Origin of the sequence: Herbaspirillum rubrisubalbicans (assembly GCF_003719195.1) — a bacterium.
GTDB classification, from domain to species: domain Bacteria; phylum Pseudomonadota; class Gammaproteobacteria; order Burkholderiales; family Burkholderiaceae_D; genus Herbaspirillum; species Herbaspirillum rubrisubalbicans.
In genome coordinates this window covers 19628-37712 of the sequence record NZ_CP024996.1, presented here as the reverse complement: position 1 = coordinate 37712, position 18085 = coordinate 19628, and the positions used below count along the sequence as shown (strand labels likewise).

The following is an 18085-nucleotide window of genomic DNA, read 5'->3' as shown; positions in this document are numbered from 1 at the left end:
AAACTATCAAGATGCATCTATCAATAAATGTCTCAATAGATACTTCCCAAAATCTCACATTACGGTTCCCGCTACATTGATGTAGCGAGACTCATAAGGTGAGATTTTCTGCCTCGTCAGATAAGGCTCTGCGGGGTGTGGGAAGCGTCAAATGAGATTTTGGTAAGCATCTGGTGAGACTTTTCTTTTGCAGCCAGGCCAAGATGAGGACAGAGGAAGGCCGCTACAAAGTTCTCCCATCACCCTCGACCGGCGGAGTATGAGCAATGCTTCATCTGCTAAAGGTAGGAGCTCCAGAATGGTTCAAATTTTGCCCTGAAAATCACTGGAACTTAGAGTCGGCGAGAAGAGCGAAACTTCAGCAAGCACATCCCTCCCCATGATGGAGAACAGGATGCTAAGAACCTGATCTCTTCATTGCCCCATTGGAATATTTAGTAGCAATGAATAATGCTCGTCAGATAACTAGCGCGTAACAGATAGCACTATTATTCGTTCTTGCCGTCGGCATGGAGAACGATGATGAACACAAAGTGCTGTGCTGCCTGCGGGAAAAAGTTCGAACCGAACCCCCACTCGCCCCGCCAGGCTTATTGCTCCAACCCCACCTGCCAACGTACCCGCAAGCGCCGATGGCACAAAGAGAAACTCTTGCATGATCCAGACTACGTAGACAATCAAGCCCGTGCACAGCAGGCGTGGTGCAGCCGAAACGTCGACTACTGGCGCAACTACCGGGGCGAGCATCCGGATTATGTAGAACAGAACCGCGAAAAACAACGTAGCCGCAATGCCAAGAAACGTGGCAAGTTGATTGCAACGATGGACGCGCCAAATAGCCAAAATGACATGCCTGACCTGCGGTCCGGCCTCTACCAGATCAGTCCTGTACACGAGTCCATGATTGCAAAGATGGGCCTGTGGATCGTCGAAATCAGAGTGCTGTCACGCGCATCGATGCCGCATCCGTCGTTGTAAAGAGAGGACTTGTTCGAAGCTGCGGCCGACACTGTTATCGTATAAGACATGTTCCCCGGCGACATCGACCTTGGATCCTTGCTTCGGAACTCCTGATTTAACAACTTGGGGGTTGACGTCTATGCTGCACGACCAATTCTCTGACTTCGACACTTCACCACAGGGCGACTCGCTGTCACCGTCTGTTAGGCGCGCCGTGGAGTACGTTCGAATGTCGACCGAACACCAGCAATACTCCACCGAAAACCAAGCTGATAAGATCCGAGAATACGCCAGCAGACGACACATCGAAATCATCCGGACCTACACCGATGCCGGCAAAAGCGGCTTACGTATTGATGGGCGCGAAGCGTTACAGCAACTGTTGCGAGACGTCGAGAGCGACGAGCGGGACTTCGAGATGATCCTGGTATACGACGTTAGCCGCTGGGGCCGTTTCCAGGACGCCGACGAAAGCGCGTACTACGAGTACCGCTGCCGCCGTGCCGGTATCCAGGTAGTGTACTGCGCTGAGCAGTTCGAAAACGACGGTTCGCCGGTCTCTACCATCGTCAAAGGCGTCAAGCGAGCCATGGCAGGGGAATATAGCCGTGAGCTGTCGGCCAAGGTGTTCGCTGGCCAGTGCCGTCTGATCGAATTGGGATTTCGCCAGGGCGGCCCGGCCGGCTACGGGTTGCGCCGTATCCTAATTGACCAGAACGGCAACATAAAAGCCGAGCTCCAGCGCGGCGAGCACAAGAGCTTGCAGACCGACCGCGTTATCTTGGCTCCCGGAACGGACGATGAAATCCGAATCGTCAATCAAATCTACCGCTGGTTCATAGACGACGGTTTAGTCGAATCCGACATTGCCGCACGCCTTAACGCCATGTTGGTCAAGACCGATCTGGGGCGACAATGGACTCGCGCCACAGTACACGAGGTACTCACAAACGAAAAATACATCGGCAACAACCTATACAACCGGACCTCCTTCAAACTCAAGAAGGTGCACGTAATCAACACACCTGAGATGTGGGTGCGAAAAGATGGCGCGTTCGATCCCATCGTCGCGGCCGAAATGTTTTATACGGTGCGGGGTATCATGCATGCGCGTGCCAGGCGCTATACCAATGCGGAATTAATCGAGCGGCTACGCAACCTGTATGAGCATCGCGGCTTCTTGTCAGGCCTGATAATAAATGAAACCGAAGGAATGCCGTCCACTGCCGTGTACTCGCACCGATTTGGCAGCTTGCTGCAAGCGTACCAGACGGTGGGATTTTCTCCGGATCGGGATTACCTCTATCTCGAGGCAAACCGCTTCCTGCGGCGCTACCATCCAACAATAGTCTCCCAGACGGAAAAGGCTATTGCCGGGCTCGGAGGTTCAGTTCAACGCGACCCGGCTACCGACATGCTGCTGTTGAACGGGGAGTTCAACGTCTCCTTGGTGCTTGCACGCTGCCAGAAAAACGGTGCAGGAAGGTACTCTTGGAAGGTGCGTTTCGATACCAGCCTAGCACCGGACATCACGGTCGCGGTCCGACTCGATCGGCTCAACCAAAGTCCGCTCGACTACTATCTTCTGCCGCGGCTCGATTTCGGCCACACCCGCGTCAATTTACGGGAGCACAATCCTATTGAGTTCGATACCTTTAGGTACGATACGCTGGACTATCTATACGGCATGGCTGAACGAATTCGCGTGAGGAGGGCCGCTTGATCATGGAACAAAGGCTGAGCGAGATGCGGATGATTCCGATCGACCAAATCGAAATACTCAATCCTAGGGAGCGCAACAACCGTATTTTCGAAGAAATTGTCGCAAACATCAAAACGATAGGATTGAAAAAGCCGATTACTGTGACTCCACGGAAGAAACAAGATGGAACCGAGCATTATTTACTGATATGTGGTGAGGGACGGGTAAAGGCCTTCCGCTTTTTGGGAGAGGCGACTATTCCGGCGCTTGTCGTGACCGTCAGCGATGAAGATGCTCTCCTCATGAATCTCACTGAAAACATCGCACGTCGTCAATATCAACCGCTGGAAGTGTTGCAAGGGATCGAACGCCTACACAAACAGGGATATGACAAAAAGATCATTGCAACCAAAACCGGCCTTCGCGCAGAGTATGTCCAGGCCATTTTGAACTTGCTGCGGGATGGTGAAGAGCGACTGCTAGTTGCAGTTTCAAAAGGACGCATCCCGATCACCGCAGCGATCATGATTGCCAATGCTGGGGACGACAATAAGGCTGTCCAAGTCGCTCTGCAAGATGCCTATGAATCCGGCGATCTGCGCGGTCAACAATTGTTACAGGCGCGACGCATAATTGAAAGCCGACAGTCGATGGGGCGCTCGATGGCCGCTGGCCCTAGACGTAAGCGAAGCGACGTGACTTCGTCGAGTTTGATCCGGACTTATCAGAAAGAGGTGGCAAGGCAGAAGATGATGGTCAAGAAGGCTGAATTTTCCCAACAGCGCTTACTGTTTGTGACCGGTGCTCTTCGTCAATTGCTAGGGGACGAGCATTTTACGACACTGCTACGAGCAGAGGGGCTTGATACGCTGCCAAAGTATCTTGCCGAACGGGTCTGGTCTTTAGGTCATGCGGCATGAGCAACATAACACTGGGCTTCATTCCAGAGCCGATGAGTCTTCCAATCGATCAGATCCTGCCGTCGCGTAAGATTCCGCCCGAGACGCAATCTTTGCGAAAATTCATCCAGATCCTGTCATCAATCGAAGAAATTGGTTTAATTGAACCCCTATCGGTAATTCCCACTGGCAAAGACTCAAATCAGTACATTTTGTTGGACGGACATATCCGGCTCATCGCTTTGCGACAATTGAACTGCACAGAGGCACTTTGCCTATTGGCGACGGACGACGAGAGTTATACATATAACAGCCGCATCAACCGGCTTTCGACAATCCAAGAGCATTTCATGATGCGCCGTGCGATTGAGCGCGGCATCACAGCACAACGCCTGGCCAAAGCTCTCAGCGTGGATATCAGCCAGATCACAAAAAAGCTAACACTATTGGACGGAATATGCCCGGAGGCTGTCGAACTACTGGCGGATCGACAGTTCTCATCAGCGATTTCACCTGTGCTGCGCCGGATGAAGCCGACGCGGCAGGTCGAATGCGTCGAACTTATGGTGGCGGCTAACAACGTCACGATAGCATATGCAGAGGCAATGCTTGTCGCCACGCCGGCGGCGATGCTCGTTGAGGGGAAGAAACCACAGCGTATGGGAGGCGTCTCGCAAGAGCAGATTGCAAAGATGGAGCGCGAGATGAGCAATTTGCAGGTGCAGTACAAGACCGTCGAGCAAACGTATGGCCAAGATGTCCTGCATCTTGTACTAGCAAAGGGATACCTGGCAAAACTACTTGAAAACAAGGCGGTGTCGCTCTACCTTCAGCAGCGGCAGCCAGAGATATTTGCCGAATTCGAAATCATTGTGAACACCATTTCGATTGATCAATAAATAAAATACTTAATTTCGATTTATGTACTTCATTGAACGTGGTCAATCAGATCAGCGACGTAAGGGTCTGTGTTCAGTTTAGATCGGATGCAAAAAAGCCCAACAGAAGCTGGGCTTTTTCTATGCCAAACATGGCATAGGTAAAACTAAGGCCTCAAGGGCAATCTCATCAATGTACCAGAAATTCTTGCTTTTTAAAAATCACGTTAGTGCAATCGATACATACCGATTTGCAACACTGCATTATCTTTAATGGATGCTCGCTTAAATTTGCAGCCTGTTTTCCAGTTTGTCACGCATTGGAAGGCGTTATAACAAAGTCCACTCTCAAAGAGTACGGAGCACAATGATATTCCCGTGCAGGTCTCCCTGCATCAATTCGCGCTTGCCGTTGGGCCATTCGCGCACCATGAAGCCAGGATAATTTCTATCCCGATATGTAATCCAGCGGCCAGCCTCTAGATGTGATCGCGCTGCAGCCCCATCATCATGCTCAATCAGCCTTTCCAGCTCAATCCATAGATCGTCTTCTCCCGTGCGGCGCTGATCGTCGTTTTGACTGCTCACTTTATCCCCTTAGTGTTACCAGACCTGGCAGAGAGTTACGCCGCGGACACAAATAAGTCGTGCCCCGCCCGAGCGCCGATGACAGCCAGCCGGCCGAGATCAGCAAGTCGAATTAGCCCGCCCCGCATAGCACCATCAGGAAGCCGTTTCGCTCCAACCAGCTCGATATCGGGCAACAAGCGCGAGAGTGCAGACGCTTTCGTACCCATAGAATGAGCCAGATCAGCCAATGGCACAAACAACTGGCGAAACGCTAGCAACTGATGGGGCAATATAACTCGGCATGACTGGCCGCGGCGTTCAATAGTTTCGGATGCCAGCAGACCTTCATTCACCCAGTGATCAATAGACTCCCATTTCCAGCCGGTTGTCCTTGCAAGCTGCTGGATAGACATGCCGGCTTCGAGTAATGGCGTACCAAAATATTCCAACACGTCGGTGCGCCTAAAAACCATATTACCGAGTATATGAGCATGCGCGATGGCTTTCACCTCACCATTTGCAATTGCTGTCATCAGAGACTCGATCGCTCTTTTGTCACCCATATGACGAGAGGTGAATTGCGCCCATGCAATCTTAGTGTCGTCGGTCATACTGGTAAACTCAGCTTGCCGGCTTATCCGCAAGAACAAATCATCTATAGACTGGCGCTCGACCGGACCAGCTTTCATGAGATCTTCGCGCCAACGAACGTCTGAGCGAATAACTGCAGCGGCTTTCATTCGCTCAAGCACCGCGGGCAGAACACCAGCCAATTCACAGGCCGCGTTGTCGGAAATCCATGCGGCACGTCGCTGAAGTATCCGCTCCACCTCAGCACATGGAATCTCACATACCTGGCCGCGGGTACCTGTCCGACGCGTCCGGTACTCGCATTCACCAAGCTGAATCGACTCATGGAGACGTGAAACGCTGATACCCATGGCCTTTGCTGCATCTGGTGCCCGCATGTATCCGGTCGTATCTTTGGCCATGGCCTTGGCGGAGTCCAGACCAAGTAGGCAATCGGATTTTTCGGACGCCACGTCAATGATGACTTGTAAGAGCGGTTCGAATGCCGAACTTTGGCATAACTTTCGTAGGCTGATATACCAATCTCCTAGTAACGTATTCAGTGTGCGCGCATCCTTCCGTCCAGCGACTATCCGCTGCTCAACATGCCTCCGAAAACCCGTTGGCCAGTCAGCACATAACGCTTCAAGTGGTGCGAGAAATTCGACCGCTTCGGCGATGGATTTTGGCAAGGAGGCACGACGCGGCAATTTGGGTCGGTTGGGATCTATATGTATGCAAAGCGTTCGAATCACCTTCACCAGAACATTAACATCCAGGTCGTTCACAAATAGCTTAGTACTGCCCGGCTGTTGTCGGCCGTTACTCGAGATTAGCAGCGACAACCAATGTTGTGCCTGGGTCGCCAGCAACCGCGGTAAATTTTTAAGATCGTGTCCACACGCGCAGAATCCGATGTGGAGCCGCTCTGGAGAAAGGTAACGTCCACAGGCGTCGCATTGATCGACCAATTGCACGTGGTGTTGCGGACAGGCCGTGACATATGTATGTTCCCACTGATGTCGAAGGTAAGGCGATTCAGCTAAGCAAACCGGACACACTGCATCATATCTTGTACGGTGTAGATGGCCCCAATTGCGGCAGCACTCTTCTTTTTGTCTAGCGGATTCTGCCCAGTCAGGCTCCAGACCAAGATTTAGGGCAACATCCTTCGTCCGCGTGAGCAATGCCTCACGACTACGCTCGACGCCGGCTGTGTCTGCCAGATTACGCCAGCCGGACAGCTCATTATCATCTGAAAGCCGGCGATAGTAGCCCATTCCAGATTCATCATCTCGAGATGCATAAGTGACGATAAGGCTCATGATTTTTCTCTTGTCTTTTTACGAATCGGCACCGATGCAGTATTACTGGTCAGAACATGGACGTAAGCCTGCCTCAATATGATCGGTGCCACATCCACTTCTTCGCTATCCGCATCTTCGAAAGCTAACTTGTGCGGTGATCCTGCGTGGCTAACGTACTCAACTGCTTTTTGACAGTCTGCATATGTGATGGCGCGCGGTGCGTCAGCCGCTAATGAGCTTGCCAATTCACGCATGAAGTCAGCAAGCACCCCGATCAGGCCACCGGTAAGGAGATAGGTTTGCTGCGTCAACACTCGTGGAAGTACGTCAATGGGGTAGCCAGCCGCAGCAAACAAGCGCGCATAATTCACCACGCATGAAAAGTACGCCGACATATGCTGGCTGTCGCTAGCATCGTATGGCAAGAAGCTACGCGCAGGACAAGCGCGACGGCGCAACTGTTCATTGGCAGAAAATAGCCTCTCTAGTCTAGGAATTCCAAACAAAATCAATGTCATGTTGAGTTTGTCAGTCAGAGTCTTAAGCCAGTCACTGGAGGCGCGCGGAGGCACCCGGGAGCCTTCATCAACGAGGTGCGATATTTCATCAAACACCACTACTCGTGTGCCGGCCAGGCGCAGCTGCGTCACCATCAAATCGAACATCGCTCCGGCTGTCATCCGGCCAGAAACCTCAATTCCCAATGCGCGCAGTACGCTTTTTGGGAGCAATTTGGCTGTGGCAGATTGAGGCACTTCCACCACCAATACGGGCACGCGGCGGCGACCGTCGATGCGGGTTTCACGATAGTCGCGCGCGAGTGTGGCAATGAGGGAAGATTTACCCACCCCACTAGGCCCAGGTACCCGCATAATTTTTGGAGCGAAATCAACGAGAGCGTCATCGATGCGTTGTTTAAGTACACGTAAATGCTCCATAAACATAGGGTGAGGAAGCTCACAAGTCTCGATATCCCGACGCAATTTTTGAGCTGGCGTCACAGTAGTTTTTCTCCTGTCGTTCTGTTCACAATGGTCATCAGCGGCGCATCGTCGTACGAGACGGGCTCTTGCATTTCTTCAGCGGGTAATGATTGTTCAGCCGAAGGTAAAGGGCCAAACGGGGCAGTCGGTGAAAGCGGCCGATCCATCGTCCGCTGGATGGCCGAGTATTCTTTGGCTCGGCGGACCGTTTCCTTATTTTCTTCACGTTTGCCGCGCGATTTGGCTTTCCGTTCTTTTCTATTTCCGGTAACTGCTTCGTCAAGTTCTCGCTGGAATTTCCCCTTCGCATCTGGAACATCCCAGTCATCCAAGCCCGAATCAAATCGTTCCTTAGCTTCTGCAAACGTCCATGCAGGTGTTTCTGGCCGGACATGTTCGTGCGTTAGCGTGATAAGCGGCAGGTCATCGTCCTCATACACATATACCTGGCGAAAATCGTCGGGGTTATAAACCACGTGGAGCGATGCGCGGTCACCGTATTTGGCCAACAGATATGAAATTGGGTCCCCCTTGTAACGAAACCCGTGTGCAATCGTGATGCCAGTCTTGGCACTCAGCGTGCAATTCTTATGCTCGAAGAGCGCTGTAAGCCATTGCTGCCGAGACGGCGGCATGGTGATAGGAACTCCCCTGTCTTCCGTCAGGTAATTCAAGCGCTCAAGCGGCGTCTTTCCTTTGACTGATTCGACAAGAAGTTCATCCCAGCGCAGACGGTCGAGCGGAGAATTGATCCAACTCTCGTAAAGCCATCGTACAATCCATTTCTCAAGCTCGTCCATAGTCATCAAGTCATCACCTAAGGCCTCCGGATCACGCCTACCATCCTTTCCTTCGAAGCGTGTACAGCCAGGTAGGAGCTGTAACGCGTCCTTAAGCGACCTGTTCAGACGCTCAATGAATGGCTTACCTTGCGCTTCCTTCGCCTTGCAATGCTTGACGTCTATCTCCAACAATTCCAAGCGAACGATTCGGCCGCCCTTGGTCTCGGGACCATTATCAAAAATGACTTGGCTAGGCGTACCATATATATTCAGTGCATGTGCGATACCCAGCTCCTTGAAGCGGGCCGGCTTGGCCGGGGTCAGATACATCTCAATGCATAACAGCGAATCTATTTCCCGAGGGGAGCCAATCACAAGACGCCATCCCACTGGATACCCAGTGCAGACATCTATTGCCAATATCAAATAGATTGTTCGAGCGACGCCGTGCGGAGTGCGTACTACGAATGGTAGATGCAATGCATCCTGTTCAATTCGAGCGAAAGGAAACGCCGCCCGAATGCGCCTTTTAGCGAAAGACTTGCCGGCGACCCGGTTAAGTGGATCCATTCGATCATATTCAGCATCTGCGGTCAGCTCTTCTATAGCGGCGGCTATGAATTTGCGGCTTATAGAGCATTGGGCAACATGTAGTCCGCGACGCCGAGCTTCACGGTTGACGTAGTTGGTCAGATCCAGAACTGTCCACTTGGACTCCGTGACAAGAAACTCATTCTGAATTACGCCATGGACAAATTCGATAAGCTCATTCGAGTACCTAGCCGATCGATTGCCCTTATTTTTTTCTCCTTTAAGAACAGGCAGGCCGAGTAGTTGGTTCTTATGCGCTCGGAACAGGGTCGGACGGGATGGAAATCTGCAGGAAATTAGTTTGTCTGCGTTTTCTTTCTCGTAGGCTTCACGAGCATGGGAAATCGCTGCATTAAACGATAGTTTCCATTTCGAGCAGATAGCATCGATACGCCGAAGTGCATCCTGAAGCAATCTAATCTGGGCATGAAGTTTCGGATTATCGTACTGGGCGGAGATCCCAACGCGAGGTAGTCCCTTTCGACGCAATATTAAGCATCCAGTGGCGATTCGGTCCCGAATGCCGGATTCGTCGACATAGCGGGCCTCACGTTTATCCGCATCGAAAATATGAATGGCGCCGGCATGGATACGAGCGTCCAGTACCTCCAAGTAGCTATTCTGATTGCCAGGCAACGTCAGTCTGTCACCAACGCGCAGGTCGGACATCATGACCGCAGTTCCTCAATCAAGCAAAGGTGACTAAGATCACCATATCCGGCTGACAGCTCAAGTGCTGCAAAAATATGGTAGCGTGCCAAGTCTGCCTGCAGCACCCCGGTAATCAGCAGAGGTGGGATCAGCGCCGTCGGAATCTGGAGGCTGGTGCACAGTGCGTGCTGCAGCACCGGACCGGATTCGCAATAGCGCTCGACTCGCTCGATGATGTCCGGCGTCAGATATGTATGGGCACGCGCTAACGCTGGTTTTAGCAGTTGAGCGTTGACGATGACTGGATGCCGTTCGTCCGCAGGTACGATCACCATAGATAGCGGATAGCAGTAAGCCTCCATGATTTTCCGAGCACGCTCGAGTTTCATCCAGTACTGGTCGTCGCCCTCGTAGCCCTGAATTTTGACTTCGTACGCACAAAGCAGACCATCGGTCTGAACCACAGAAAAATCTGGTGTGTACTCCATCTCTCCGGTGCGGCATCCACGCATTCTACGTGCCTCAGATACTTCTTCGCGCGTGAACAGCAGCCGTTCGCTGACCAGGTCAACGGTGAACGGTTGTTGCTTAAATGAGCGCACACGCGGGTCGATGCTGAGTATGTGTGCAACCAGTCGTTCTGCGTCGGATTCGACGGTAATGTGGCCATCGGCTTTTTCTGCATAGGTGCCGATGCGAGCTTTACCGTATGTCCGAGCGGTGAACCGGACTCCGGCATTCGCCGCATTTCGACGACTCCGGGTGCCATAGGATGGTGAGCTTTTCATACCTGTCTCCAGGTAGCGCTCGCTTGCTTCACTATAACTTTTGCCGCAATAGCATTACTCAATGACAGGCTTGCACTTTGCCATTTACTGCTAGGCACCCGCCGATGGATGAATTTGCACCTCGTCATGTGACCTCCTGTCAGATAGATTCCACTCGCGTGTTACCCTGACTCATCAGGGCAGCATAGGCGTATCGCGCCAAGCGCCCGAGTTAACGGTGGCCAGCGCGGAAATGAAAAACTAGGGGGACGTACGAACCCACTTGAACCGGCCCATTAGGGGTTCAAGGCGTTGACAGTGGATTAGGGAAGGACCATACTTTGCGCCGGATCAGTCAATATCCAAGCAGTAAATACAAGGCCCAAGAGCTCCAACTCTTGGGCTTTGGCCGTTCTAGCACCCCAATTTTGCTCGCGATCGAATTGGGTTATGTCATCGGTCGCCTCCAGATGTAATTGTGGAACCTGCCTCTGGCGTCTCTGCAGCGGTCATGATTGCTATATCGTCGCTGAAGGCGCGCTCCCGTTGCGCCGCAAGCCATACGGCAACATCCTTAACAAGTGCAAACTTGCCACGCCTATTTTCGATCTCGAAAACTGGGATAGGAATTGTCTTGCGTGATACAGCCTGACGAAAGGCCTCCATCGACGAGTATCCAAGCACCAGCCGTAGGTTGTCGTTTGACACAATGGGGCCGTACCGACTTGTTAATTCTCTATCCAAAAGGACCGCCAGCGGCTCATTGATATGCGTTGGATTCATGTCATTCGCTCTGTCACGATTAGTCACATCAAATACTAGCAACTCCGCTGGTGAAGGCCTAGATAGACGCCGAGGGTAGTATGTCACTCTATTTTTTGATAACTTATGAATCTAACTCTTTGAAAATATTAAGTTTTGCACAATGAACGCGACCTTTAGTAATCCGTCACAAAAGTCAGCATGACCAAAAATTCTGCGTCCAAAGCCGACCCTGTTGAGAGGATAAGGCGGATTTATTGGTACGAAGGTGTTCGCCAAGCGACCGGCCTAACTAGTGCCTATGCGCTTGAGCGACTGTTCGTCCCGGACGGTTTCGGAAGGAATAAAGACGGGATCCTATTTAATCGGTCCACCTGGGTAACCTATAAGAAGGGGGACCACACACCGAAGCCGGCACTCGTAACGCGAGTGGAGTTGTCGGTGCCTGGGTCCAGTGAGGAGTTAAACCATGTGTTGTGGGAGATTTTGCGCGAGAGCACGCAAAGGTCAGTAAATGCGCAAAGGTGGTTACGGCAAATAGAACCAGAATTACAAATACTAGTATTCGATGGCGGGACCAGAATTCGCGATCATGGCTGGCCGCGACTGCTGGAGAAAATTGAGCATAGAGCCAGCATGGATGCGCTTGCATGCTTGACGATACTGTTATTCATGAATTTGGAACGACGCAACTTCGACTTGGCATCAGAATTTGCGCGCAGTACTCTTCGTGTACTCCTTATGCTCGGACGTCACTTTGAATGCCGAAGAATTGGAAATGACTTATTTAATGTGTACGTTGAGCGAGTCTTCGATAATGTTCGATGGAACGGTCGGCGATTTTATTTGAATGATTATTCGTTTTCGCTATGGACTGATTTTTTGCATCGGGTCGCTGACGATTCAACTGATGCCGCGGCATACTTGAGACCGTCTCCTGAAAAAGTTCGGATAATGTGCAAGATACTTCGCGGTGGACGTGGCTTCGCGATAGCGCTCGCAATTAATCCATTGATTGGGCCAGATCTTGAGGTTGGCCCTCCTAAGAAGAAAGACCTCGATACTTTTGAACGGGATGTCTACATCCAGAGGCAGTCGGTGAGCGAGATGTTAGCCGGCAAGCGTAAGCAAGGTTTTCCAACAGGGATATAGCAGCGACATTCATCTCCTAGAGCGAGAGAATTCAAAACAAGTGAGTTCTCTCGATGCAGCGGCAATACTTCCATCTAGACTCATGCTGGGGTCTGTTCACACTTAATCTACGAGTGCGAAAGGTCGCCAAGCGTTGACTGCTACCTAGGCAAGGAGCTGCAACAACGACAGGCGACGCTTGGCGGCCTCCCGGAGGGTTGCCCCCAGAAGGTGCATCTCGCAGATTAAGTGTGAAAGGCCCTAGCGTAGCGATACATTCGCGTTCAAAATAGCTACCACGCGATCCTATCTAACGCCCCCATGAGCCTAAAAGTATTTATCGATACCGAGTTCACCAACTTTGTTGGTCCTCGTCTGATCAGCATTGGCATGGTGGCTAGGTCCGGCGAAGAATTTTACGCGGAAGTGCCATATCCTTTGAACAGCTGCAGCGACTTCGTAGTTGAAACCGTAATCCCCTTACTAGGTCGCGTCCCCAATGCCTTCTGCCCAGCAAATGACCTAAGTATGAAATTAAGGCAGTGGTTGGAGACCGTCCGACCCGATGATGAAGATGTTGATATCTGTTTTGATTATCAAACTGACTGGGATTTATTTTCGGATGCGCTCAGCGGCCAAGTCCCGGCATGGTGTAGGCCCTGCATGATCAACCGTAACATCAACGAGCTGTTGCGATACGAATTTCACAAAAAGAACAAGCTTCCAGAGCATCACGCTTTATATGACGCGCGGGCAAACCGATATGCCTACCGTGAACGACCGTTGATATCGTCATGATGAGCACCACATGCCACGAATGTTGCGCCGCCACGAAACAGGAACCATTCCAAATTTTTCAGATTTATAGCATTTGGACAGGCCGGAAGACTATGCGTTTTCCTTAATTCAAAACCTTCGAAGGAAAATCTATATAGGATATAAGTGATGCTATCTGTACCTATTATTTTTGTTTTCTATTATGCGTTTGAAACACGTCATACCAGAATGAAACCCTAAATATAGCTAAGGCGGAAGCAGCAATAATGCACAGCCCATATAAGAACAACCAATACCCTAGAAAATCAGCAGGAGCGCGCAGCCATGTGAGCATCCCCAATATGCTCTTGAGGCAATCTGGGGTATCGAAGCTTACTGCTTTGGCGATGATTGCTGCTAGCAATGCGAATAGCTGAATCAACACAAAATGCAGAAAGGTTGCGCTGACTTCCATATAGGCAGATGCACTATTGTCTCCTTCATCTTGCCCACTGATTAACTCTCGAAATTTTTCGTCACCGAATCCCAAGAAAATTGCAAAGCCTCCCAATGTGAAACCCAGGACATTCGGCATCACCGAAAGAACTTGGTCCCACCAAGGCTGCGTTAGCCAAAAATGGGTTGATATGATGGCGAGAATTATCGAAATCCAAAAAAATGGCGAAAATATGATGGCGCGCCATCCTCCGTATGCGTGCCAGTATGTGGATAACACAGCCTTTAAGTTGTGTTCGTCCTGTTCGCTCGTGTCATCCATTTAATCGTGTCCAGGAAGATGTGCGGTGGCTGTAACTAAAGCCTCTGCGGAGGTTTGCAAATTAGGATCATATCGAATGGCCTCAGTCCAGGGCTTGTCGACGGTTGACTCTTCTATCTGCTGGCCGTCCCGGCTATACCCTTTTCCAATTACCTTACCGTTACCTGCAGCAGCGACTTTAGCTACGAGCTGCAAGTCCTCGTCTACAACTATCGATTCTTTAGATTCCGCAAGCACCTCAACTTTCATTTTGCGCGCATTGAGATTCTGAAGCCTTCTAAACACTTTTTCCTGTGCTTTGCCCAGTTCGTCTGCGTTGGGGCGGGTGACCTCAATGACCAAACGACGCAGCTGGGGGATTTTTAGAATCTTATTCAATTGTTCTTTATCGGAGAATACATTCACTTCGACCTCTCCAAATTCGCTAACGATACTCGCATCGGTAAATAGGACCTTAAGAAGCTTGGCAGCCAAACCAGGACTTAACGATCGACTTCCGTTTTTGCTCTCCAAATAGAACGCGTGTCCCTTTGGGTAAAACACAAAGTCAAACATCTCGCAATTAGGACGAAGATTCTCGGGAATGTTGATCTGAGCCAACTCATCATCAGACGCGACATCGTTCTTCTCGACGTTAAACCATGGTGCTTTTCTATCGATATGCGTAAATCGATAAAGTTGTCCTCGAACTCCGGCTTGGGGCTTCGCTCCATCGAGATACCACATCTCTCCAATCATTAAGTGTTCCGTCCCCCTTATTGCAACGCTCTTCCCGCTGTGAAATGCTCTCTGCATCAGCCTCAGGTAGGCGGCCGGCGCGTGCGGATGAGTGACGATATTGATGCGGGAGATACTCAGAGAGCGGTGACGTGACATGCGAGAGATCCTTGTTTGTTCGGCTTTATGTAAAAGATCAGCAACTTACAATGTATCGGCTGCGTATTCGCATTCCTTCGCTAGAAAATGTCTGGAAAAAATGGCGCAACTGCTAGAAACAGATTTGCTATCTTATCAAATCGGTGTCGGCAAGCTCAAATTATGGTAATTTTTAGTTAACGGCATGAGAGCTTTCTTTTTGGAAAAAAGTATCGCCACATGCTCACAGGGGAAATACAGCGTTTGGGGTAACAGGACGCCGATATAAAAATATATGTCTGATAAAAAATTCACATGCTCGACGATGCATCGGCTCTACAACAGCAATTAAAAACGCATTTCGATTCGCTTATGCGGCTACGGCCTGGTAGCCCGCTGTTTGCAATAGAGCATGGCTTAGATGCGGCCGCGAGGGCAAATCTAAAAAATGCCGTTCAGGAAAGCTTGAGAAAAGATGGATTGAGGCAGGACCTTTGGCTTTTATGGGTCGTATATGCAGCCGAAAACGGATATACCTTCGACGGAATCCAGTTTTGGGACAACTTTGAGCGCCTAACGCCTGGCTGGCGAGGGGCCGACCGCCAAATTATCAGAGATTGGTTTCAGAGATTTGCTCGTGACTACCACGGAATGATGCCTGTTGGCCGATGGTCTACTCATTTTTCAATCATTTCTTGGCCAATCACCCATGCAATTTTGCCAATAGATTTGCAGCGCCAATTGGCAAAGGCTCTATATCAAGCCCAGTATGTACTTCAGGGGGTATCCGATCACCCCTTTGAGGAAATTGGCCGCGCGCTGTCACGTTCAATTCGTCATTGTTCACAACGACTCCGCATATTCCTGGAGCAAGAAGCAATGCTCGGAAGAATTGTCGTCTCTCTACTAGGGACACCAGAAGAGGCTGCAGCAGAGATTGAGTCTTCGGCTCTGAAGCGAATTGCGTCGGACTTGGCAAGTATGAGAGATGCGCAGGAGTGGCTCGAACAAGCGCAAAGAACTTGGCGCGCTCGAAAATCTTTAGTCAAGGCAAGGGGCATCATTTCCAGGGCGAAAGCGGACACCTCGTCTCTCATCCCCCTTAGCAGGCCGGAAGGCAGTACGCCTAAACACGTTGAACTCCTGAACCCAGTCAGTATTGAAGCTCAAAAAATAGGAAAGGATTCGTGGCAGTTCGAAATCACTATTCCTTCTTTTGAACGGATCGCGTCACTAGATGAGGACTGCTCGACCTTTCTCCAGCAATCAAGATTCAAGGTTCCCTCCGTTGGGAATGGAATGCTGCCAAATGCTTGGCTATTAAGAGGCGGCAGGCGATTATTGTTGAACAGCTGGCCAGACAGCGAAAAGCCAATTTTGTCGTTTGAAAGTTCTCCACCGATAAGACGTGAAACTGATTGGAAATTACATTTTCCGTTCCAGAGGATCTTTGTTCTAAAAATACAGAGTGACGGCAATGCCCGGCTTTTATTCAAGCCGCAGGTAAGAGCAGAAACAGACTATTTACTTGTATCTGACGAAACCGAGGATCTCAGCGAAATTGGGGATCTCTGCTCTACGAATTGCACTGGAATTCTTGTATGGAAGATTCAGATTCCTAGTGTTATACCCAGTAATTTACAGATGCGGCTCTCTTCTTACGGGTTGACGTGTGTGAATCAACTGAGTATTGCCCCTATTGGCATAGCACCTCTGGAATGGACGGAAGATTTTGGGGGAACGTGGCTTTCATCAGCTCCACCTCTGTTGGCCATTAGCCGCGATCACGAATTCGACATGTATCGTCTGCAATTAGACGATGGTCCACCTCTAGATCAAGCAGTTACCTCGAGTGATGCGCTTCTTATCCAGCTTTCAGATCTTTCTATTGGCTCACACAATCTTTGGGTAAACACGTATAAATCTGATGGCAGTCGGGCGCATGAGCTAGGAACACTTCAGACAAAACAAAACATTGTCATTACCATTCAACCCCCTCCCACTTGGCTAGCTAGCACAAACAATAGCCAAGCCCTATTTGTAAAAGCAGTGCCGCAGGCCCCGTCTTTAGAAGATTTTCTTGCCGGGGATGTTCGCTTAGAAGTTCGAGGACCACAAAATCTCTCTGTTCGCGTATCTATAGTGCTCGAAGGAAAGGAGTCTATCCCCTTACTTCGATTACATATTTGTGAACAGAATTTGCCTATTTCAAATGAGTCTTGGAAGAACGTATACAGACAATTTATTCAGAAGGCACTTTCCAATCCGAAATTCTATGAGTGCCATTCCGGCTTCATGGAGGTGTCATCGGATGCGATGGGGAGCTTTAGAATCACTCTAGACAAAGCATTCTCTTCTTTGCGTTGGGTATTGACACAGCGTAACGGAAACCCGTATCTAAAACTGATTGAATATGTCGGAGCAGAAGAGCCGGCGGTGGCATTTTCAGCATTCAGTGCCCCGTTTTCTGAGACAGAGCTGAAGAATTCGGCAGGCCAACAAGGCCTAACTATACCGGCACATGCAGGTCTTTACAGAGCGACGCAAGGTGAGTTTTCCGACGATGTTGTGTTTGCTCCTCAGGACGTCAGATCACTCACAGAACTACAACCTCCTCGGTTTGAGCAAACCGATAAATTTTCAAATGACCTTGCCGCAATTCTGGACAGAGCTATCCTATGGAACAAAGCTAGGCCACTTACCTACCTCGCAAAGCACTGGCAATCTGGACTAGTAAAAAATCTCTATCAGACCGTCCTAATGCGGCTTTGCGGCCGGAAATGGATGACCGCCGAAAACAAAATTTCCGAAGGAGAAGTCACTCCGGGCCAGTGGGAGGAAATGGAGTCCCTGGTCTCCTTCCCTCCGAATTTTGGAATTGCGGTAGGGAAAATATCAATCGAGGAAGAGACACGGCCGGACGATTTGAAGGAGCAATTATCGGCAAAATTATACCGCTATGAGCAGCATCCTTGTGACAGACGTCTACTCGATGTGATCTGGAGAATTGGCTGGTTTGACACCTTGTTTTTGCCAATCTCTGCGAATGAGATCGAGGAAGCAAGATCATTGCAAGTAGCGATTAGAGCAGCTCGACTCCTAAACCTGAAATTCGCGGAGAAAACACCAAAGGTGCTCTAGAA

General features: G+C 50.3%; 15 protein-coding genes. 7 read left to right on the top strand and 8 right to left on the bottom strand.

Features of this window, described 5'->3' with window-relative positions:
* The first annotated feature begins 519 nt into the window (after positions 1-519).
* The 4 genes from RC54_RS00130 (at position 520) to RC54_RS00115 (ending at position 4460) form a co-directional block, all read left to right on the top strand.
* On the top strand, positions 520-978 hold the full coding sequence (locus tag RC54_RS00130) for a hypothetical protein (protein WP_244216422.1): 459 nt from the start codon (positions 520-522) through the stop codon (positions 976-978).
* Positions 979-1099: 121 nt separating this feature from the next.
* The gene (locus tag RC54_RS00125) at positions 1100-2683 is read left to right on the top strand and encodes a recombinase family protein (protein ID WP_082803151.1); all 1584 of its coding nucleotides are present in this window, start codon (positions 1100-1102) and stop codon (positions 2681-2683) included.
* 2 nt (positions 2684-2685) lie between these two features.
* Entirely contained in the window at positions 2686-3582 is an 897-nt protein-coding gene (locus RC54_RS00120; RefSeq protein ID WP_061789890.1) for a plasmid partitioning protein RepB C-terminal domain-containing protein, read from the top strand.
* Positions 3579-4460 carry a plasmid partitioning protein RepB C-terminal domain-containing protein gene (locus RC54_RS00115; RefSeq protein ID WP_061789891.1) on the top strand — a complete coding sequence of 294 codons (882 nt, stop codon included), beginning with the start codon at positions 3579-3581 and terminating at the stop codon, positions 4458-4460. The genes RC54_RS00120 and RC54_RS00115 overlap by 4 nt, the downstream gene beginning before the upstream one ends.
* Positions 4461-4787: 327 nt before the next feature.
* Here the strand turns inward: RC54_RS00115 and RC54_RS00110 are convergent, their stop codons facing one another.
* The 6 genes from RC54_RS00110 to RC54_RS00085 all read right to left on the bottom strand — a co-directional run bounded on the left by RC54_RS00110 (position 4788) and on the right by RC54_RS00085 (position 11443).
* Positions 4788-5027 (bottom strand): hypothetical protein, encoded by a 240-nt coding sequence (locus tag RC54_RS00110; protein ID WP_244216421.1) that lies wholly within the window; start codon positions 5025-5027, stop codon positions 4788-4790.
* Positions 5028-5062: 35 nt separating this feature from the next.
* Entirely contained in the window at positions 5063-6904 is a 1842-nt protein-coding gene (locus tag RC54_RS00105; RefSeq protein WP_061789892.1) for a TniQ family protein, read from the bottom strand.
* Entirely contained in the window at positions 6901-7887 is a 987-nt protein-coding gene (locus RC54_RS00100; RefSeq protein WP_244216420.1) for a TniB family NTP-binding protein, read from the bottom strand. Before RC54_RS00100 ends, RC54_RS00105 begins: the two co-directional genes overlap by 4 nt.
* A complete protein-coding gene (locus RC54_RS00095; protein WP_061789893.1) occupies positions 7884-9914 on the bottom strand; it encodes a transposase in 2031 nt (676 codons plus the stop codon). Before RC54_RS00095 ends, RC54_RS00100 begins: the two co-directional genes overlap by 4 nt.
* Positions 9911-10681: a hypothetical protein gene (locus RC54_RS00090; protein WP_061789894.1), complete on the bottom strand. Its 771-nt coding sequence runs from the start codon at positions 10679-10681 to the stop codon at positions 9911-9913. The genes RC54_RS00095 and RC54_RS00090 overlap by 4 nt, the downstream gene beginning before the upstream one ends.
* A gap of 432 nt (positions 10682-11113) precedes the next feature.
* Positions 11114-11443: a hypothetical protein gene (locus tag RC54_RS00085; protein WP_208652666.1), complete on the bottom strand. Its 330-nt coding sequence runs from the start codon at positions 11441-11443 to the stop codon at positions 11114-11116.
* Between the two features lie 180 nt (positions 11444-11623).
* Here RC54_RS00085 and RC54_RS00080 point away from each other — a divergent pair, with 180 nt between their 5' ends.
* Both RC54_RS00080 and RC54_RS00075 read left to right on the top strand, forming a co-directional pair.
* Positions 11624-12574, top strand: a complete 951-nt coding sequence (locus tag RC54_RS00080; RefSeq protein ID WP_061789895.1) for a hypothetical protein — start codon at positions 11624-11626, stop codon at positions 12572-12574.
* Positions 12575-12874: 300 nt separating this feature from the next.
* Positions 12875-13351, top strand: coding sequence for a 3'-5' exoribonuclease (locus RC54_RS00075; protein WP_061789896.1), 477 nt, complete (start codon positions 12875-12877; stop codon positions 13349-13351).
* A gap of 163 nt (positions 13352-13514) precedes the next feature.
* On the opposite strand, the gene RC54_RS00070 is transcribed toward RC54_RS00075, so the two are convergent.
* Entirely contained in the window at positions 13515-14087 is a 573-nt protein-coding gene (locus RC54_RS00070) for a hypothetical protein (RefSeq protein ID WP_061789897.1), read from the bottom strand.
* The gene (locus tag RC54_RS00065; RefSeq protein WP_061789898.1) at positions 14088-14963 is read right to left on the bottom strand and encodes a DUF4747 family protein; all 876 of its coding nucleotides are present in this window, start codon (positions 14961-14963) and stop codon (positions 14088-14090) included.
* Between the two features lie 294 nt (positions 14964-15257).
* Here RC54_RS00065 and RC54_RS24955 point away from each other — a divergent pair, with 294 nt between their 5' ends.
* The gene (locus tag RC54_RS24955) at positions 15258-18083 is read left to right on the top strand and encodes a hypothetical protein (RefSeq protein ID WP_156481312.1); all 2826 of its coding nucleotides are present in this window, start codon (positions 15258-15260) and stop codon (positions 18081-18083) included.
* Positions 18084-18085: the final 2 nt, after the last annotated feature.